At 26.8% G+C, this 18,688-nt stretch carries 19 protein-coding genes, 1 riboswitch and 1 other annotated feature; of the genes, 13 read left to right on the top strand and 6 right to left on the bottom strand.

The window, feature by feature from the left end:
- Positions 1 to 121: 121 nt before the first annotated feature.
- Complete coding sequence (locus tag IC758_RS10845) at positions 122 to 787, top strand: hypothetical protein (protein ID WP_227435027.1); 666 nt, start codon at positions 122 to 124, stop codon at positions 785 to 787.
- Between the two features lie 148 nt (positions 788 to 935).
- On the opposite strand, the gene IC758_RS10840 is transcribed toward IC758_RS10845, so the two are convergent.
- A complete protein-coding gene (locus IC758_RS10840; RefSeq protein ID WP_227435029.1) occupies positions 936 to 2,021 on the bottom strand; it encodes an AI-2E family transporter in 1,086 nt (361 codons plus the stop codon).
- 191 nt (positions 2,022 to 2,212) lie between these two features.
- Between IC758_RS10840 and IC758_RS10835 the strand changes: the two genes are divergently transcribed.
- The 3 genes from IC758_RS10835 to IC758_RS10825 all read left to right on the top strand — a co-directional run bounded on the left by IC758_RS10835 (position 2,213) and on the right by IC758_RS10825 (position 4,804).
- A complete protein-coding gene (locus IC758_RS10835; protein WP_227435031.1) occupies positions 2,213 to 2,929 on the top strand; it encodes a pseudouridine synthase in 717 nt (238 codons plus the stop codon).
- 42 nt (positions 2,930 to 2,971) lie between these two features.
- Positions 2,972 to 3,553 carry a tRNA (mnm(5)s(2)U34)-methyltransferase gene (locus tag IC758_RS10830; protein ID WP_227435032.1) on the top strand — a complete coding sequence of 194 codons (582 nt, stop codon included), beginning with the start codon at positions 2,972 to 2,974 and terminating at the stop codon, positions 3,551 to 3,553.
- A 378-nt stretch (positions 3,554 to 3,931) separates the two neighbouring features.
- The gene (locus IC758_RS10825; protein ID WP_227435034.1) at positions 3,932 to 4,804 is read left to right on the top strand and encodes a MurR/RpiR family transcriptional regulator; all 873 of its coding nucleotides are present in this window, start codon (positions 3,932 to 3,934) and stop codon (positions 4,802 to 4,804) included.
- A 185-nt stretch (positions 4,805 to 4,989) separates the two neighbouring features.
- Here IC758_RS10825 and IC758_RS10820 read toward each other — a convergent pair whose 3' ends face one another.
- On the bottom strand, positions 4,990 to 5,190 hold the full coding sequence (locus IC758_RS10820) for a cold-shock protein (protein WP_021384215.1): 201 nt from the start codon (positions 5,188 to 5,190) through the stop codon (positions 4,990 to 4,992).
- 149 nt (positions 5,191 to 5,339) lie between these two features.
- Positions 5,340 to 5,436, bottom strand: a riboswitch (cyclic di-GMP riboswitch).
- Positions 5,437 to 5,700: 264 nt separating this feature from the next.
- Between IC758_RS10820 and hcp the strand changes: the two genes are divergently transcribed.
- Positions 5,701 to 7,359, top strand: a complete 1,659-nt coding sequence (hcp, locus tag IC758_RS10815; RefSeq protein WP_227435036.1) for a hydroxylamine reductase — start codon at positions 5,701 to 5,703, stop codon at positions 7,357 to 7,359.
- A 48-nt stretch (positions 7,360 to 7,407) separates the two neighbouring features.
- On the opposite strand, the gene IC758_RS10810 is transcribed toward hcp, so the two are convergent.
- The 3 genes from IC758_RS10810 to IC758_RS10800 all read right to left on the bottom strand — a co-directional run bounded on the left by IC758_RS10810 (position 7,408) and on the right by IC758_RS10800 (position 9,084).
- Positions 7,408 to 7,617, bottom strand: coding sequence for a helix-turn-helix domain-containing protein (locus IC758_RS10810; RefSeq protein ID WP_227435037.1), 210 nt, complete (start codon positions 7,615 to 7,617; stop codon positions 7,408 to 7,410).
- A 10-nt stretch (positions 7,618 to 7,627) separates the two neighbouring features.
- A complete protein-coding gene (locus IC758_RS10805; protein WP_227435040.1) occupies positions 7,628 to 8,095 on the bottom strand; it encodes a DUF2975 domain-containing protein in 468 nt (155 codons plus the stop codon).
- Between the two features lie 290 nt (positions 8,096 to 8,385).
- Positions 8,386 to 9,084 carry an alpha/beta hydrolase gene (locus IC758_RS10800; protein WP_227435042.1) on the bottom strand — a complete coding sequence of 233 codons (699 nt, stop codon included), beginning with the start codon at positions 9,082 to 9,084 and terminating at the stop codon, positions 8,386 to 8,388.
- A gap of 264 nt (positions 9,085 to 9,348) precedes the next feature.
- Here IC758_RS10800 and IC758_RS10795 point away from each other — a divergent pair, with 264 nt between their 5' ends.
- Entirely contained in the window at positions 9,349 to 9,906 is a 558-nt protein-coding gene (locus IC758_RS10795) for a TetR/AcrR family transcriptional regulator (protein ID WP_227435043.1), read from the top strand.
- Between the two features lie 269 nt (positions 9,907 to 10,175).
- On the opposite strand, the gene IC758_RS10790 is transcribed toward IC758_RS10795, so the two are convergent.
- Positions 10,176 to 10,655 carry a GNAT family N-acetyltransferase gene (locus IC758_RS10790; protein WP_227435044.1) on the bottom strand — a complete coding sequence of 160 codons (480 nt, stop codon included), beginning with the start codon at positions 10,653 to 10,655 and terminating at the stop codon, positions 10,176 to 10,178.
- A gap of 304 nt (positions 10,656 to 10,959) precedes the next feature.
- On the opposite strand from IC758_RS10790, the gene IC758_RS10785 reads away from it, so the two are divergent.
- From IC758_RS10785 to IC758_RS10755, 7 genes are all read left to right on the top strand, one after another.
- Positions 10,960 to 11,718 (top strand): N-acetyltransferase, encoded by a 759-nt coding sequence (locus IC758_RS10785; RefSeq protein WP_227435049.1) that lies wholly within the window; start codon positions 10,960 to 10,962, stop codon positions 11,716 to 11,718.
- 639 nt (positions 11,719 to 12,357) lie between these two features.
- A complete protein-coding gene (locus IC758_RS10780; RefSeq protein WP_227435051.1) occupies positions 12,358 to 12,759 on the top strand; it encodes a hypothetical protein in 402 nt (133 codons plus the stop codon).
- 420 nt (positions 12,760 to 13,179) lie between these two features.
- Positions 13,180 to 13,680 (top strand): GNAT family N-acetyltransferase, encoded by a 501-nt coding sequence (locus IC758_RS10775; RefSeq protein WP_227435052.1) that lies wholly within the window; start codon positions 13,180 to 13,182, stop codon positions 13,678 to 13,680.
- Between the two features lie 80 nt (positions 13,681 to 13,760).
- Positions 13,761 to 13,974: a binding site (T-box leader), on the top strand.
- Between the two features lie 262 nt (positions 13,975 to 14,236).
- Positions 14,237 to 15,271 carry an N-acetyl-gamma-glutamyl-phosphate reductase gene (gene argC, locus IC758_RS10770; RefSeq protein ID WP_227435054.1) on the top strand — a complete coding sequence of 345 codons (1,035 nt, stop codon included), beginning with the start codon at positions 14,237 to 14,239 and terminating at the stop codon, positions 15,269 to 15,271.
- Positions 15,272 to 15,312: 41 nt separating this feature from the next.
- The gene (gene argJ, locus IC758_RS10765; protein WP_227435055.1) at positions 15,313 to 16,530 is read left to right on the top strand and encodes a bifunctional glutamate N-acetyltransferase/amino-acid acetyltransferase ArgJ; all 1,218 of its coding nucleotides are present in this window, start codon (positions 15,313 to 15,315) and stop codon (positions 16,528 to 16,530) included.
- A 13-nt stretch (positions 16,531 to 16,543) separates the two neighbouring features.
- The gene (argB, locus tag IC758_RS10760) at positions 16,544 to 17,404 is read left to right on the top strand and encodes an acetylglutamate kinase (RefSeq protein ID WP_227435056.1); all 861 of its coding nucleotides are present in this window, start codon (positions 16,544 to 16,546) and stop codon (positions 17,402 to 17,404) included.
- Between the two features lie 51 nt (positions 17,405 to 17,455).
- Positions 17,456 to 18,649, top strand: coding sequence for an aspartate aminotransferase family protein (locus IC758_RS10755; RefSeq protein WP_255613184.1), 1,194 nt, complete (start codon positions 17,456 to 17,458; stop codon positions 18,647 to 18,649).
- Positions 18,650 to 18,688 lie beyond the last annotated feature (39 nt).

Below are 18,688 nucleotides of genomic sequence, written 5' to 3'. Positions count from 1 at the left end.
TTATTCAAGTCATATCTACTTATTTTCTGTTTTATTAACAATTTTCCTGTAATAAATATAAAATATTTTAAAAACTTCCTGATTATGATAAAATTTAAAGTATATGACAAGGAGGGATTTAATGAGAGGAAGAGTAATTTTATTGATATCGATATTATCTATATTTCTTGTAGGATGTTCATTTAATAAAAAAGATGAAATAAGTTCAACTGAGCAAGGAAAAATATATTTAGAGAAACATGACTATAAAAAAGCTATGGAAGCATTATCCTCTGCATTAGAAGAAGATAGCGCTAATGAAAATGCAAGAGCTATGTATATGCAATCTATGAGAATGCTAAATGTGGATGAATTTGAAAAAGCTACAAATTATACGGATGCAATTAAAGAGCTTAAGCTTATAGAGAAAATTAAAAACGGCTCATCTGTTATTAAAAATGAAGCATCTAAAAAGAAAGAGGAATTGACTAAATTAGAAAAAGAACAGAATGAAGCAGAGGAAGAACGAAAGAAAAAGGCAAAAGACACAGCTGGAGAAGATAGGTATAGAGTGGAATCAGAAGCAAAGAAATCTTCCTATAGTGAAAAGAGTAAAAATAATAAATCTAATTCCAAAAACAAAAATACAACTTCAAACAATAACAAAGATGTAACTAACAATGATTCTTCTCAAAATCAAGAAAAACCAAATACGAGCAATCCAACACCGACACCAACTCCACCTTCATCAGAAAATAGTGGAGGGTCAGATAGTAGTGGAAATTCTCAGAACTCAAATAATCAGTAAATGTAAAGTATTACATATAAACAATTAAGACTTTGTATCAGAAAATGAAATTAACTTTTAGCATATATTCTTTGCCAAGAGTTAATTTCATTTTTTTATAGTAATGTAATAGATAATAATTAATTTTTAAAATTATAAAAGATAAAGCTTATTGCAATCTCTTGTCAATATATTTGTCAATAGAAGTTTTTACAACAGCAGCTACAGGTACTGAAAGAAAAACACCTATAAAGCCAAAAAGAGACTGTCCTATTAAAATCGCAGAAATTATCCATATAGCTCCTATTCCAACTTGCTTGCCCATAACCTTTGGCTCTATGAAATTTCCATCTAGTTGTTGTAATATAAATATAAATACGATAACCCATATGGTTTTTTGTGGGCTGTATAAAATTGTCATAGCTACTGGAGGTATAGCTCCAATAAATGGCCCTAGATAAGGTATTATGTTTGCTAAAAATATTATTGAAGCTAAAAATAAAGCATTTTCTATTCGAATGATAAATTGAAATCCTATAAATGCAATTATACCAATAATGAGAGAGTCTAAAATTCTACCAATTAAATAATCATAAAAAATATCATGGGTAGTTCTAAAAAATTCTATAATGTCATCAGCTTTGTTTCTAGCAGTAGAAGAATATAGCAATCTTTTAAATCCTAATGCAATTTTTTCCTTATCATATATAATATATATAGATAATATAAAGCCCATTACCATACTAAATAGCATAGATGATATGCTAAGTGTATAGATTAAAAAGTTTTTAGGAATTCTACTAATAAAATTACTAGCTTCTTTTAATGCATTATCTAAGCTGTGTTGTATATGAGGAATTAGAGCTTTTAAAAAATCTATGTTTGACATATTTTTTTCTATAAAATTATCTATATAATCACTGTAGATAGGCATTTCATTTATTAATCTATTTAATGTATTGGCTATTGAAGGAATTAGTAATCTAATACCAAAAGCTAAAATAATACCTATCAATATATAAGATAAAAAAATGGATAAAAGCCTATGTGTTTTAAATTTTATTTCAAAAAGCATTACAAGAGGATTTAAAAGCAAAGCGAGTAAAATAGCTAGTAAAAATGGACTAAAAAAACTTAATAATCCTTCAATGCTAGATATAAAATCTGCTGGAGTATTAATAAATTTAAAAAATAAAATTCCAATAAACACGACTATTAAATAATATTTTACATTTTCTTTTGAAATAATAATCACTTCCTTAAAATAGTGTTTAATCAGCTATTACATATTAATAGTATGTGAAAAGAAATTACAATTATTTAGGAAAATTAAATAATTTTTTGGCTTGTTTTTAATTAAGGTCTAGTATAGTATAATAATGTAACAAAATTAATGTTGATAAAAATATTAAATAACATATAATTTAAGATAAGAAAGGATTATGTATGAGAATTAATAAATATATAGCTTCTTGTGGAATTGCATCTAGAAGAAAAGCAGAAGAAATCATTCTTGAAGGAAGAATAAAGGTAAATGGAAATATAATAAAAGAGCTATCTTTTAATATTGATGAAGAAAAAGATATAGTAGAATTTGATAATAAAGCAGTAAAGCCAAGCGAAAATTATGTCTATATAGTATTGAATAAGCCAGAAGGTTATATAACTACTGTAAAAGATCAGTTTAATAGAGCAAGTGTAATAGATATATTAAAAGATGTAAAGGAAAGAGTATATCCAATAGGGAGGTTAGATTATGAAACAAGTGGGCTTTTGATACTTACTAATGATGGAGATTTAACATATAAACTTACTCATCCAAAACATGAAATTAATAAAACTTATGTGGCAAGTGTAAAAGGAATTATAAATAAGGATGAAATAAAAAATTTTGAAAAAGGACTAAAAATAGAAGATTATACAACAGCACCTGCTAAAATCAGAGTAACTAAGGAAAATAAAGAAAAGAATTATTCAGTATGCGAAATAACTATACATGAAGGAAGAAATAGACAAGTAAGAAAAATGTGTAAGGCTATAAATCATCCAGTTTTAAACTTAAGAAGAATTTCTGTAGGGAAAATAGTATTAAAAGATATAAAAGTTGGTGAATATAGATACTTAACAGAAGATGAAATAAAATATTTAAAATCAATAAAATAACATGAAAATGAAATGAAGTTAATAGTAGGGAGAAATAATATTATGGCATATGCAAAACATTTAACTAAAATTACAGATATAAATAAATTTTATTTAGAAAATATTATTAATAAAGGTGATGTAACAATAGATGCTACCATGGGAAATGGTTATGATACAAAGTATTTGGCTGAAAAGGTTGGAGAAAAAGGCTTTGTATATGCTTTTGATATACAAGAAGAAGCTCTAAAATCTACAAGAAAAAAATTAGAAAAAGAAGGATATATAGATAGAGTAAAATTAATACTTGATGGTCATGAAAATATCGATAAATATGTAAAAGAAGAAGTTTCATGTGTTTTATTTAATTTAGGATATCTTCCAAGAGCAAAACATCTAATTATAACTAAACCAGATACAACTTTAAAAGCTATAAAGTCTAGCTTAGAAATATTAAAAGAAAATGGAATAATAAGTATTGCTATATATACAGGACATGATGGAGGGCAAGAAGAAAAAGATAGTATATATAATTTTGTAAATAATTTAAATCAAGATGAATTTAATGTTTTAGAATCTAAATTTTTAAATCAAGTCAATAACCCACCACAATTGATTTTAATTGAAAAGAAAAAATCACAATAAACACTAAAAAAAACTTGACAAGATTCTATTAAGAGTTAATATATATATTGTAACCTTTTAAAAACACTTTAAATAATAAGTATATGATAATTTACTTTTGAAGTAAGTAATGTACTTAAATATGCAAAATAAAATATTTAACTTTTAAATGAGTAAAAATTGAAAATTTTAAAAGAAATATTGAATAAATCTTAAAAAATGCAAGGAAAGATGGTATAATAAATTTAATCGAAAATACTATGTGAAGTATAAGGTACAGAAAAGTTAGAATTTTATGAGTTTAAGAAGCTGAGATAAAAACTAAAATAATAAAATTTTTAGAAAAAATATTAGTAGTGATAAAAAGAAAATAGTTTATATAACTAAAAGGAGAAAAAAATGGAAGAAACAAATGAAATGAAAGATAGTAAACATTTGATATCAAATATACAATCTCAATACACGAGGTTAAGTAAGGGGCAAAAACTTATAGCACAATATATTTTGAATAATTATGATAAAGTTGCATTCATGACTGCATGCAAATTAGGTGAAACTGTAGGAGTGAGTGAATCTACTGTTGTAAGGTTTGCAAATGCTCTAGGCTATAGTGGGTATCCAAAATTACAAGCTGCACTTCAAGAACTCATAAAAAATAAATTAACTACAGTACAAAGAGTTGAAATGGCACATGATTATTCTGATGATTTTGCAATATTGAACAAAGTTTTAAAGAGTGATATAGATAATATAAGATCAACATTAGAAGAAATTGATGAAAAAGCATTTAAGGAAGCTTCTAATAAACTTTTAAAGGCAAGAAAAATATATATACTTGGTATGAGAAGTTCTTTTGTAGTAGCTCAATACCTAGGTTTTTACTTAGATATAATACTTGATAATGTCCATATAATTAGAATGGATATGGGAGATGCATTTGAACAGATTGTAAGAATAAACGAAGAAGATGTTATAGTTGCAATTAGTTTCCCACGTTATTCAAAAAAATCTTATCAAATTGTCAATTATGCTAAGGAAAAAGGAGCACATGTAATTTCATTAACAGATAGTTTATTTGCACCAGTAGCAGCACTTGCAGACAATACTCTTTTGGTTAAGAGTAATATGGCTTCATTTGTAGATTCACTAGTTCCAGCACTTAGTATTTCAAATGCTCTTGCAATCTCTGTTGGTATGAAAGAAAAAGAAGATATTAAACAGCACTTCGATGACTTAGAGCAAATCTGGAAGAGATATTCTGTATACGAGTAAAGTTTATATATTAATAAGTATGATTAATTATTAAAAATCTCAAATCCATCAGTTTTTGAGTAAAAATACTATAAAAAACTGACTGACATTTAACTGACAGTCAGTTTTTTTATTTAAATAAGATTTTGCTTAAATTATCAATAAAAAAAGACCCTCAAAAGAGTCTTTCCCGAAAAATCTATATATTATAATATAGTTATATTTTCTGCTTGAGGACCTCTAGCGCCTTTAACTATATCAAAGCTTACTTGTTGACCTTCTTCTAATGATTTAAATCCTGAAGTTTGTATAGCTGAGAAATGAGCAAATACATCATCTCCACCTTCTATTGATATAAACCCAAATCCTTTTTCATTATTAAACCATTTCACTATTCCATTATTCATTAAAAATACTCCTATTAACCTATATCAAGATATACTTGATTTAATTGTGTATTACCACAAATATTATTATATCATAGATTAATAGGAATGTCTATTCAATTATATTTTTTAGTTAACATTTTTGGTTATTATTAGTCTTAAAAATATATTTTTAAGACTGTCTGACATAACTCATAAATTAATTTATAAGTCTTAGTCCCTATAGCTTTGCGTCACTAAATTTCTCTAGTTTTGCCGATTTAGTTTTATTCTACAACTACAATAATACATTAGAATGAGTTATTATTCAACATTCTTGTTTTAAAATCAAATAAATTTAAAAATAGTTTACTTAAATTTTTAAATCATATCTAAAATAATTTAGGAGTACCTTTAAATTTACTTACTTGCATTATAGAGAATACTTATCATAGTATGTACATTTGAAGATGCAATTTTAATTTACTATTTTTATAATATATAACATATATGGGTAAACTATGTAACAAGGTAAAGAGGAGGTATAAATATATGGAAAATTCAATGTTCTGTTATCAATGCGAGCAAACTGTTGGTGGAAAAGGATGTACAAAAATAGGGGTTTGTGGTAAAACGCCAGAAATAGCAGCACTTCAAGACTTATTAATCTATCAATTAAAAGGTATAAGTTGTTATGCTAAAGTTTTGTTAGATAATGGAGAAAAAATAGATAAAGATATAGTTTCTTTTGTAGAAAATAGTTTATTTACGACTTTAACAAATGTAAATTTTGATGGTGATGTACATGAAAATATGCTAAGAAAATCACAAGAAATAAAGCAGAGATTAAGAAAAAAAATTAAAGAACCTATTGTAAACAATGAGTATGCTGAATATAATTTAAGTGAAACAAGAAGTCAAATGATAGAAGATGCTAAAAGAGCTGGAATAATGTTTGATGAAAGTTTAAACCCTGATATACGTTCACTAAGAATGACAATACTTTATGGATTAAAAGGAATAAGTGCTTATGGGCATCAGGCTAGAGAGCTTGGATATTATAATAATCAGGTAGATGAATTTTATTTTAGAGCATTATCAGCAATTACAGATGATGATATTTCTTTAGAAAACTTAATAACATTAACTCTTAAGACGGGTGATATGAGTGTTGCTGTAATGCAAAAACTAGATGAAGCTAATACTACCATTTATAAAAATCCAGAACCTCATAAGGTAAATGTAAAAATAAAAAAAGGACCTTTTATAATAGTTTCAGGACATGATTTAAAAGATTTGGAAATGTTACTTAAACAAACAGAAGGAAAAGGGATAAATATATATACTCATGGAGAAATGATTCCTTGTCATGGATATCCAGAATTAAATAAATATACTCATTTAGTAGGGAACTTTGGAGGAGCATGGCAAGATCAACAGAAGGAATTTGATTCTATACCAGGATGTATACTGATGACAACAAATTGCTTAATGAAACCAAGAGATTCTTATAAAGATAGAATTTTTACAACTAGTGTCGTCGGATGGGATGGTGTAAAATATATAGGTAAAAGTGAAAATGGAGAAAAAGATTTTAGTGAAATAATAAATAAAGCACTAGAACTTGGTGGGTTTGAAGAAAGTGAAGAACCATATGAAATATTAGTAGGATTTGGACATAATGCTACATTAAGTAATGCACCAGCAATAGTAGATGCAGTTAAATCTGGAAATATAAGACATTTCTTCCTTATTGGAGGATGCGATGGTGCAAGACCTGGAAGAAACTATTATACTGAGTTTGCTAAACAAGTTCCTAAAGATTGTATAATTCTTACACTTGCATGTGGAAAGTATAGATTTAATAAATTAAACTTTGGTGAAGTAGCGGGGTTTCCTAGGTTGTTAGATGTTGGTCAATGTAATGATGCTTATTCAGCAGTAAGAATAGCCTTAGCTTTAGCTGATGCATTTGATACAGATGTGAATAGTCTTCCTCTCTCAATAATATTATCATGGTATGAGCAAAAAGCTGTGGCAGATTTATTAGCATTATTATCACTAGATATAAAAAATATTTATTTAGGGCCAAGTTTACCAGCCTTTATAAGTCCAAATGTACTACAATACTTAGTTGATACATTTAATTTAATACCTATTAGTACACCTGAAAAAGATTTGGCAACATGTCTAAATGTTCCACTAAAATAATAAAAGCTATAGGTGATAATCAAAAAGAGTGTTTTAGACACTCTTTTCTTAATCATCTTCTACATATTCAAGTATATCACCTGGTTGGCAGTCTAAAGCTTTACAAATTTCATTTAGAGTGGTGAATCTAATAGCTTTTGCTTTGCCAGTCTTTAAAATTGATAAATTAGCATTTGTAATATCTATTTTTTCAGCCAAATCTTTAAGTGATATTTTTCTTTTTGCCATCATTACATCTAGATTAACTATAATTGCCATAATATCACCTCTATATCGTTAAATCGTTATCTTCTTTTATTTTTATAGCTTTATTAAATGTTTCAGCAATTACAAAACACATTAGTGAAAAGATAAAAGAGATGACCATAAGTGGTGAAATTCCTCCATTATCAGTTCCAAATATTTTTATAGGACCAGCATTTACACTATAACCATTGATACATTCAATTATAGTATTTATCAATAAGCAATATCCCATTATTTTAAATCTCTTAACATTTTCAAGTATAAAAGGTGAGTATTTAGTGCTATTAATTATAAAAGTTAGGAATAAAATAACTATATAATAGTCAGAAAAATAAACAATTCTAACAATTGTAATAATCAATTTTTCAAAGCTAAAATTATACAAAGATATGGGTATCATACATAAGAATATTATACCTGTTGCAGCCATACTTACTAACATAATGTACAAAAACACTGTTAGAATATTTCTAAAAAATTTTGTACTCATAAATACCATCTCCTTAATATAGGTTATATTATTGATTATAATATATAATTTATTGTTTTTCAATAAAAAAATATTGATTAAAATATAAAAATATTATTGTATATATAAATAAGAATATTAAGGTGGTAAGTTTATATGAAAAAGAATATAAGTTCTAAAATGTTGAATAATATTGTGCTAGTTGGAATAATTTTAACTTTATTATCGCTTATTTTAATGATATTAAGATAAAGTGAATTGATAGAATAATTATTCTAATTTATAGATAAATAGTAATAATGAAATTATCTTCACTCAAATAAAGTATTTGTCCATTTATTTAATACTTTTAATTGCTCTGGTGTATTAAACCAATGCTCCCCGTTTGCTATAACTGTTAAATTACAATTAAAATGGCGTGTAAATTTCTCTACCACACTTAGTTCTGTAAGTTCGTCATGTTTACCATATAGTATTCTTGTTGTAGTGTTCCATTTAGTAATAGGATGTTTTTTGACATATTGCAGATATTCCCATGAAAGTGTATGACCAAATGAAGTTGGAATAATTAGTTCATGTTTAAGTTGTTCTTCTGATACATTTGCCCAAAGCATCATATTAGAAATAAGTTGTTGCATATCGAGAATTGGAGATACAAAAACACACTCTTCCAGATTCTCATTTTCAAAACTTAACATACTAAACCATGCACCAATACTATTTGCATATAATGCAATTTGATTCCAATTAGATTTTGCATATTTCATTATAGCTAATAACTCTGGAACAACATTCCATGGGTCAAACGAAATGTTTTCTTCTTTACGTTCTCCATGTTTAGGTAAATCAATGCTTAAAACCTGCCATCCATGATTAACAGCGATATTAGCAAAAATTTCGGCTTCTTCTTTATAACCACATTGTCCGTGTATATAAATATACAATTTGTTTGAAGGATTTCCCCAAAGAATTGAAGGAATTCCATGAATTTGAAAATATTTCTTTTCCATAAAAATCTCCCTTCAGTTTAATATATAGTATCTATTGATATATCTATTAAACTATAAAATTATACTGTAATATTCTAATTTAATTATCTATAATACTAATTTAATTAGTTATAATACTAATATAGTTAGTATTATATTAAACTAAAATTAAATTGTCAACATTGCACTCAATATAAAGTTTTTTATAAGTCTTAATTGTTGACGAAGCTAATTAGATTAGTTAAACTAATAAAGTAATTAATTTTAGTTGAGAGAGGTATAATCATGCGTGTTAGTAGAGATATAGTAATACAGGTAGCATCTGATATAGCTGATAAAGATGGGCTTAACAAGCTTTCTTTAAAAGTTGTTGCAGAAAAACTAAGTATACGTACACCTTCTTTATATAATCATATAGAAAGCTTAGATGATTTGTTGAGAGAGGTTGCTCATAATGGTATGAGGAAAATGAATAAACAGATGGAGAAAGTTGCTATTGGTGATTCTGGAGATACAGCTATAAAGTCTGTAAGTATTGCATATTTTAATTTTATAATTGCTCATCCTGGGGTTTATGAAACAATTCAATGGGCTATTTGGCATGGGAACAAAGAAACATCAGAGATATTTGAAGAATATAAATCGCTATTAGAAAAACTTATTCTTTCTTGTAATTTAAGAACAAAGAATATAGATGAAGTATTAAATTTGTTGATGAGTGTGATTCATGGATATTCAACTTTGCAACTTGGAAAAGCTCTTTTAGATTCAGAAGAAGCCATAAAAAGTCTATCTGACACTGTTGATACTGTACTATTAGGTATTCATAAAAAGTATGACTAAATATATCGCTAAATATTAATGTAAATGATAGAATTAATAATCAACATTACATATATATCAATAAATTATAATATAGTTGATTTAATTAATAGATTGGATTAGAAAATAAGAAGTAAAAAAATAAATATTAATGTCTTTGCTAGAAGATTCTTTCAAAGTATATTACTTAAAACTTAAAGAAAAATAGTGTACTTTAAAAATTTAATCTAAAAGCAAATCAACTTTAAAAACTTTAAGTGGATTTGCTTTTGATATATTTCTTTGTTAAATTAATTTGATATTGATAGTTTCATTGGAGTAAAACGTATACCATTGACAATCTGTTCAGCATTAGTATTTTTAAATCCTAATTTATGGTAAACTTCAACAGCATAAGGGGATGAATTTACAGTTACTTCAGTTAAATCATCTCTGTTTTCAGTACAATACTTTACACCTATAGCCATTAATTTTTTTGCAACACCACATTTGTGATAATTTTTATCTACAAATAACATACATATATGATTTAGGTCTCTGATAGCTAAAACCCCAATTAACTTTTCACAATCAAAACAGCCCCAAAAGAAAATAGATTTTTCTTTGACTTTTTCAATAATAGAGTTATATTCTATAAATTCATGGAATGACTTAATTCCTTCAGCACAATAATCTGGAGACTCAAATTCTTCAAATACATTCCAAATTAAATTCAATGCACTTCTAATATCAGGTTCTTTTAATTCTCTTATTAGGTACTTTTCACACATTATAAACAACACCTCTATTATTAAAAATTTTTCTTATAATTATATACCTTAAATATATTTATTTCAATATAAATTGTTTTATTAAATTTGAATTTAAAGGTGATTAATAAAACAATCCATATATAATATAGTTAGAACATAAAAATTTATTTAATTTTACATATAATTTAATAATGATAAATTTGAAATAATTTAATATAAAATGAAAATATATATGACATATAAGTGTCATATATATAATAGTACAATTAAAGATATAGTATATATATGAAAACTATTTTGTAAAGAGAGAAGGAGAGGTAATATGCAGATTATAGATATAAATTCAAATAATATTGATAATGAACATGTATGTTGTGCAATTACTGAAAAAAAGGGAGAAAACTGTGTTTCTTCTAAAAAATATTGGATGAAAAGTAATTTTGACAAAGGTCTTGTATTTAAAAGATTAGATGAAAGAGGTAAAGTTTTTATAGAATATATACCAGCAGAAAATGCATGGTGTCCTATTACTGCAGATAATTATATGTATATTAATTGTTTCTGGGTATCTGGAAAATTTAAAGGACAAGGATACTCTAATTTATTACTACAAAAATGCATTGATGATGCAAAGTCAAAAGGAAAATATGGGTTAGTTGTACTTTCATCTGAAAAAAAGCTACCATTTTTATCTGATTCTAAGTATTTAAAATATAAAGGATTTTATCTGGCAGATACATCAGAACCAAGTTATGAGTTATTGTATTTTCCATTTACTGATAATGCACCTATTCCATGCTTTAAAGATTGTGTAAAACAAAGTAAATCAAAGGAGAATGGGATAGTTTTATATTACAGTAATCAGTGTCCATATACTGCAAAATATACTCCTATTTTAAAAAAAATTGCGAATGCTAGAGGTGTTGAAGTAAATCTTATAAAATTTGAAACAGCAAAAGAAGCACAAAATGCTCCTGCACCATTTACTACATATAGTCTTTTTTTCAATGGAGAATTTATAACTAATGAGATACTTTCTGAAAAAAAAATTGAAAAATTTTTAGATAGTAAAGGTTTTTAAAACTTAATTAAAATAAGATATAAATTTAAATCTTCTAGTTTTTGTGCAATTTTTAGGTGTTTGTTTGGACATAAATGAGAATATACATTCCATGTTGTTTCAATTTTTTCATGTCATAAATGTTCTGCTATTGTTAGTATATTTATTCACTAGTCAAATTATAATATTTTACAGAATAACTAAACATTGCAACAAGATGGTTGTGTATTGTTTTTAGATATGTTTGACTGTAATTAACTTTTAATAATTAGTTTTGTCACTTTCTTACATGGGAAGGAATAATTTCATTTATTTGAAAATTTCAAAAGAAAGGAAGTAATTTTAAATCTATTGTAAGCTTTTCATTAATAGTAGTATCCTTTGCTGTTGTTTGAGTTCTTCTATATTTATTCTCCATATACTTATATTAACATTATATGTGTATGTATCAATGTTTTTTATATACTATTTGTGCTATCCATTCAACCTAAATGAGTGTGATTTCCACTCTAAATTGTAAAAGCTTCATATAAATCCTATGATATATTTAAGATATTTTTATAATAATTATAAATTTATATTAATAAACAACTGTAAAGGTGAACTTGCTTATAGTATAATAAATTAATATATTATGCAAAGAGTTAAGGAGAGATACTTATGCAGACTTTAGATGTATACATGAAAAAATTATGTCCACAATATCTAATAAAACATAGTGAAATCGTTGATGAAGTAACTGTTGATGTACGTACATCGATAGAATATGGTAGTATAGCCAAATTAGAACATAATATCTCTGTTATTAATGAAAAAGAATATGACTTCCTGCACAGGAATAAACCCATCGCAGGAATTGTTGTCTTATATGGTTTAATAAAAAATCGTAAAAAAATAAAAGATAGGCTTCTATCTATTAGCGATAACAATAGTAAAAAGATAATAATTGTTTGCTCTAGAGGTAGGCTTCGTAGTCCAATTGTTTGGATGTATTCTAGATATTTAAAAATAGATTCTAAAGTATTAATAAATGGAATACACTCTCTAAAAAATAATTCTTAAACTTATAAAAATATAGATCATTCTCGATATTATGCAACTAATTATCACATATATAGTATCAAGCTAGAATGTATATATATTTACACAAATCTATATGTATTCTCACTTGTTGTTCAACTGTGTTGAATTAATAATGATACTTTTATCAGTTAATTTCCATCAATTTTATTTTCAATAATTACAATTGTAAAATTGAGGATGTTGTAGAAATAAAAAAAGATATTGAGTAGTAAAATTTATGATACTAATATACTTTATAGCCTGTTAGAAAATATAGAACTAATAGTACTAATAAATGAAATTTCATGTGATAGATGAGCTTTTATCAGATTAAAAAGAAAATCAGCAGAAAGACGATTGTTGTGTATGATTAAGAATTCTTTGATAACAATTTTAGTCTTTCTCTTAAAAGGAGAAAAAATGATATTAAAAACAGAAAGATTAACTCTAATTCCACTATCACTTCGTCAACTTGAACTTTGGACTTCCAATAATTCAGAATTAGAAAAGGAATTAGAATGCATTTATTGTGCAGAACCAATGACTGGTTTTTTTTATGATATTGTAAAAGGACAATTAAATATTGCTAAAAAAGATGAAAAAAATATATTGTTTTATACATTTTGGTTTATTATGTTAAATGAAAACCGTACAATTATAGGATTAGCCGATTTTAAAGATGTGCCAAATTCTTATGGTGAAATTGAGATTGGTTATGGATTAGGTGAGGATTATAAAAAACAAGGATATATGACAGAAGCTATTAAAAAGATATGTAGCTGGGGATTAAGTCAACCAAATGTTTCTTCTGTGATAGCTGAAACTGATGCTTACAATACAGATTCACAAAATGTTTTATTAAGATGTGGTTTTAAGTTATATCGTAACTCGGATACAAAATGGTGGAAATTAACAACCTAGAAAAAATTTCCAAAAATTTATAAATAATATTGACAAACTACTAAAAATAAATTATTATATAAAACAACAAGAAAAGAAATTGAAATCCTATGAAAAAGAAAGTAGCATAAAAGGATTTGATAGAGAGCTAGGGATGGTGGAAGCCTAGTAATGAATTTTATTGTGAATAGAGCTTTGGAGGAAGTTACCAGAATTAGTAGTATGGTAATTGGTGAGTCTCGCCTTAAGAGATTAGAGTGGGTAAGATTATCTTATCAATTAGAGTGGTAACGCGGGTGTATATTCGTCTCTTGGTCTTTGACCAAGAGGCTTTTTTAATTTTAAATATACATTTGCAAATACTTTTTAATTCATAAGAATTATTATAATTGTAATTTTACCAATAAGAGTGGTACCGCGGAAATTCGCCTCTTAGCATTATAATGCTAAGGGGCTTTTTATTGTTAGTTAGATAGTTTTAAACTTATATATTATCAAATGATTATTAAATAATAATATTAATTTAAAAAAATAATTCGAAATATTCTTAAAATAATTATAAAACGGAGGAAATAAAATGAGCAAAATAAAAGCTGGAATTATTGGAGCAACTGGATATGTTGGTGTAGAATTACTAAGATTACTAATAAATCATGAAGGAGTAGAAGTTACAGCTATAGGTTCAAATTCATACATTGGCAAAAACATAGTTGATATATACCCAAGTATAGGTTATGAAAACAGTATGACATGTATAGAAAACGAAAAAGTAATTGATATGTGTGATGTTGTATTTACTGCTCTTCCACATGGTGTAAGTGAAAAGTTTGCAATAAAAGCAATTGAATCTAAAAAGAAAGTCATAGATTTAGGTGCTGATTTCAGAATAAAAGATGAAAAAATATATAGTAAATGGTATGGAGTATCTTTTATAGATACAATTTTGCACAAAAAAGCTGTATATGGATTAAGTGAGATATATCAAGAAGATATAAAAAGTGCTGATATAGTTGCAAATCCAGGATGTTATCCTACTAGTATTTCTTTACCATTGATGCCATTATTAAGTTCTAAATTAATAAAAAATAATAATATAATAATTGATTCTAAATCAGGTCTTACAGGAGCTGGTAGAGAGTTATCAACAAGTAGTCATTTTACAGAAGTTAATGAGAATATAACTGCATATAAAATAGGAAAACATAGACATACTCCAGAAATAGAACAAAATCTAAGTGAAGCGTATAAAGAAGATGTAGATGTAGTTTTTACACCAAATCTAATTCCAGTAAATAGAGGGATACTATCAACTATATACTGCATAAAAGAAGATAATGTATCTATAGGTGATATACATAAAAAATTAACTGATTATTATGAATATAAAAAATTTGTAGAAATACTCCCATTAGATAAGATAACCTCTTTAAAAAATGTTGTATATTCAAATAAATGTGTAATATCAGTACATGAAAATAAAGATACATTAATAATCTGTTCAACTATAGACAACATGATTAAAGGGGCAGCAGGGCAAGCCGTACAAAATATGAATATAATGTTTGGAATTGAGGAGACTACAGGCTTAAAGCATATTGCACCAGCATTTTAGGAATAGAAAAATACTAAACTCATATAATTAGGAGGATAAAAATGGAGATTATAAAAGGTGGAGTTACAGTTCCAGAAGGGTTTGTTGCTTCAGGAATTCACTGTGGCTTAAGAAAAAATAAAGAAAAGAGGGACTTAGCTTTAGTTTATTCAGATATTTTATGTGATGCAGCAGCAGTAGTTACTCAAAATAAAGTTAAAGGAAATCCAGTTTATGTAACACAGGAGCATATTAAAAATGGAAAAGCACAAGCGATTATAGTCAATAGTGCTAATGCTAACACATTTAATGGAAAAGAAGGTCTTATAAACGCATATAAAATGGCTAAATTTACTAGTGAAAAATTAAATATTAAAGAAGATGATGTTTTGGTTGCATCTACTGGTGTTATAGGAAAACCACTAAATATAGATTTAATAGAAAAAAATATGGATGAGTTAGTAAGTAATCTCAGTAAACAAGGTCATATTGGAGCAAGAGAAGCAATTATGACAACTGACATTATAAAGAAAGAAATAGCAGTAGCAATAATGTATGGAGATAAAAAAATAACTATTGGAGGTATGGCAAAAGGTTCAGGAATGATACATCCTAATATGGCAACAACATTGGGATTTATAACGACAGATGCAAATATCGATAGCGTTCTCTTAAAAGAAGCTCTAAAAAGTGCAGTTGATAAAAGTTTTAATAGAGTTAGTGTAGATGGAGATACAAGTACTAATGATATGGTAATGATTTTGGCAAATGGAAAAGCGAAAAATGAGAGAATGGATGAAAAAGATGAACATTATCAAGTATTTTTAAGTGCGCTTACATATGTTTGTATAGAACTTGCTAAACTTGTTGCTAAAGATGGAGAAGGATGTACAAAATTAATTGAATGCTATATAAATGGAGCACTAAGTGAAGAACATGCAGTAAAGTTAGCAAAAACAGTTATATCTTCTTCCTTGGTAAAGACAGCTGTATTTGGAGCTGATGCAAATTGGGGAAGAATATTGTGTGCTTTAGGATATGCGGGTGAAGAAATAGATATGGAAAAAGTAGATATTATTTTTGAAAGCATGAAAGGATATATAGAAGTATGTAAACAGGGAAATGGGTTGGATTTTAATGAAGAAAAAGCGAAAAAAATTCTTGAAGATGATGAAATAAGTATATTAGTAGATTTGAACATGGGAAATGCTAGAGGAAATGCATGGGGATGTGATTTAAGTTATGATTATGTAAGAATAAATGGAAGTTATAGAAACTAGGAGGAAATGCTTAATGATTGATATAGAAAAAGCAAATACACTGATAGAAGCTTTACCATATATAGAAAAGCATCAAGGCAAAACTATTGTAGTTAAGTATGGTGGAAGTGCAATGAAAAAAGATGGTTTAAAAGAGTCTGTTATGGAAGACCTTGTACTTATGAGTTATGTTGGAATAAATATAGTTTTAGTACATGGTGGAGGAGCAGAAATCAATAAAATGCTTGCTAAAGTAGATATAGAAAGTAAATTTGTAAATGGGCTTAGATATACAGATGAAGAAACTATGGAAATTGTAAAAATGGTCTTAGCTGGAAAGGTAAATAAAGACTTAGTAAACAAGATACATACAAAAGGCGGAAGAGCAGTAGGGCTTTGTGGGATAGATAATAATATGATTTTATGTGACCCATATAAAAATTATGAACTAGGATTTGTTGGAGAAATAAAGAAAGTAAATGTTGAACTTATAGAATCTTGCTTGAAATCAGGCTATATTTCAGTAATTGCAACTATTGGAGTAGGAGAAGATGGTGAGACCTATAATATAAATGGAGATACAGCAGCATCAGCTATAGCTAAAGAATTAAATGCAGATAAGCTGATACTTCTTACTGATGTGCCAGGTCTTTTAAGAGATCCAGATGAAGAAAAGTCATTGATAACAGAAGTTATACTAGATGATGTTGATAAGCTATTTGATGAAGGTATAATTACTGGTGGCATGATACCTAAGATACATGGATGTGTAGACGCTTTGAATAATGGGGTAAATAGAGTTCATATTTTAGATGGAAGAGTTCCTCATTCTATAATAACAGAGTTATTTACTGATAGTGGAATAGGCACATTAATAAGAAAAGAAAATGAATAAGAAAATAAGTTAAATATAAAAAAGATTATAACTTAAGTGAGGATGATAAAAATGAAGATAAATAACAATAATATAGTTTCAAAATGGGAGGAATATTTCATAAATACATATAGCCAACCTGATTTTATTATAGATTATGGCGAAGGTAGTTGCTTTTTTGATACTAAAGGCAATAAATATATAGATTTTACAAGCGGATACGGAGTGTCTTCTCTTGGATATAGTAATAATAATTTAAAAACTGCTTTAAAGGAGCAAGTGGATAAATTATTACATACATCAAACTTATATTTCAATGGTCCAGTATTGTCTGTAGGAGAAAAAATAATTAATATAAGTGGATTGGATAAAGTATATTTTTGTAACTCTGGAACAGAAGCAAATGAAACTGCTTTTAAAATAGCAAGAAAGTACAGTAGTGATAAATATGGTGAAGGAAGAGGGACAATCATAAGTTTAAAGGATTCTTTTCATGGTAGAACAATGATGTCTTTGATGGCAACTGGTATGGATAAGTACCATAAATATTTTTATCCACTTCCCGAAGGATTTAAATATGTAGAAAAAAACGATATTGAAGATTTTAAAAATAATATTGATTCAACTGTTTGTGCAGTAATTCTTGAAGCAGTTCAAGGTGAAGGTGGAGTTAATGTTCTTGAAAAAGATTATATTTTAGAACTTGTAAAAATATGTAAAGAAAAAGACATAGCAGTAATATTTGATGAAGTTCAATGTGGCATAGCAAGAACGGGGAAACTTTTTGGATATGAATATTTTGATGTAAAACCAGATATTGTTACAATTGCAAAAGGTTTAGGCGCAGGGATACCAATAGGAGGAGTATTAGTAAATGAAAAATTTTCAAAAGTTTTAGGAAAAGGAGACCAAGGTACAACATTTGGAGGGAATTTATTAGCTATGGTGGCAACTTCTGTTGTGTTAGATGAAATATCTAAAGAAGGATTTTATGAAGATGTGTTAGAAAAAGGAGATTATATAAGAAAATCTATTGAAAATTTTAATAGTACAATCGTAGTAAAGACAAAAGGTATGGGCTTGATGATAGGAATCGAAACTACTATTGAATCTAGCACTATAGAAGAAAAAGCTAGAAAAAAAGGATTACTTATTTTGACTGCTGGAAAGAATGTACTTAGATTTTTACCACCTTTAACTATTAGCTACAAGGAGATAAATGAAGCTCTTGAAATTTTAAAAGATATATTACTAGAAGATAATTAAGTTATTAAAAGATTCATTGTTAGGGTGAGAATTAGAGTA

Origin of the sequence: Clostridioides sp. ES-W-0016-02, assembly GCF_020641035.1 — a bacterium.
Taxonomy (GTDB): domain Bacteria; phylum Bacillota; class Clostridia; order Peptostreptococcales; family Peptostreptococcaceae; genus Clostridioides.
This window is presented reverse-complemented; position numbering and strand designations above follow the sequence as displayed.

What these genes read in the sequence shown, in the direction of transcription:
- argB (WP_227435056.1), top strand. Translation starts at nt 16,544, where the DNA reads ATGATTGATATAGAAAAAGCAAATACACTGATAGAAGCTTTACCATAT.
- IC758_RS10835 (WP_227435031.1), top strand. Translation starts at nt 2,213, where the DNA reads ATGAGAATTAATAAATATATAGCTTCTTGTGGAATTGCATCTAGAAGA.
- IC758_RS10775 (WP_227435052.1), top strand. Translation starts at nt 13,180, where the DNA reads ATGATATTAAAAACAGAAAGATTAACTCTAATTCCACTATCACTTCGT.
- IC758_RS10830 (WP_227435032.1), top strand. Translation starts at nt 2,972, where the DNA reads ATGGCATATGCAAAACATTTAACTAAAATTACAGATATAAATAAATTT.
- argJ (WP_227435055.1), top strand. Translation starts at nt 15,313, where the DNA reads ATGGAGATTATAAAAGGTGGAGTTACAGTTCCAGAAGGGTTTGTTGCT.
- hcp (WP_227435036.1), top strand. Translation starts at nt 5,701, where the DNA reads ATGGAAAATTCAATGTTCTGTTATCAATGCGAGCAAACTGTTGGTGGA.
- IC758_RS10845 (WP_227435027.1), top strand. Translation starts at nt 122, where the DNA reads ATGAGAGGAAGAGTAATTTTATTGATATCGATATTATCTATATTTCTT.
- IC758_RS10805 (WP_227435040.1), bottom strand. Translation starts at nt 8,095, where the DNA reads ATGAGTACAAAATTTTTTAGAAATATTCTAACAGTGTTTTTGTACATT.
- IC758_RS10780 (WP_227435051.1), top strand. Translation starts at nt 12,358, where the DNA reads ATGCAGACTTTAGATGTATACATGAAAAAATTATGTCCACAATATCTA.
- IC758_RS10755 (WP_255613184.1), top strand. Translation starts at nt 17,456, where the DNA reads ATGAAGATAAATAACAATAATATAGTTTCAAAATGGGAGGAATATTTC.
- IC758_RS10820 (WP_021384215.1), bottom strand. Translation starts at nt 5,190, where the DNA reads ATGAATAATGGAATAGTGAAATGGTTTAATAATGAAAAAGGATTTGGG.
- IC758_RS10795 (WP_227435043.1), top strand. Translation starts at nt 9,349, where the DNA reads ATGCGTGTTAGTAGAGATATAGTAATACAGGTAGCATCTGATATAGCT.
- IC758_RS10790 (WP_227435044.1), bottom strand. Translation starts at nt 10,655, where the DNA reads ATGTGTGAAAAGTACCTAATAAGAGAATTAAAAGAACCTGATATTAGA.
- IC758_RS10810 (WP_227435037.1), bottom strand. Translation starts at nt 7,617, where the DNA reads ATGGCAATTATAGTTAATCTAGATGTAATGATGGCAAAAAGAAAAATA.
- argC (WP_227435054.1), top strand. Translation starts at nt 14,237, where the DNA reads ATGAGCAAAATAAAAGCTGGAATTATTGGAGCAACTGGATATGTTGGT.
- IC758_RS10785 (WP_227435049.1), top strand. Translation starts at nt 10,960, where the DNA reads ATGCAGATTATAGATATAAATTCAAATAATATTGATAATGAACATGTA.
- IC758_RS10825 (WP_227435034.1), top strand. Translation starts at nt 3,932, where the DNA reads ATGGAAGAAACAAATGAAATGAAAGATAGTAAACATTTGATATCAAAT.
- IC758_RS10800 (WP_227435042.1), bottom strand. Translation starts at nt 9,084, where the DNA reads ATGGAAAAGAAATATTTTCAAATTCATGGAATTCCTTCAATTCTTTGG.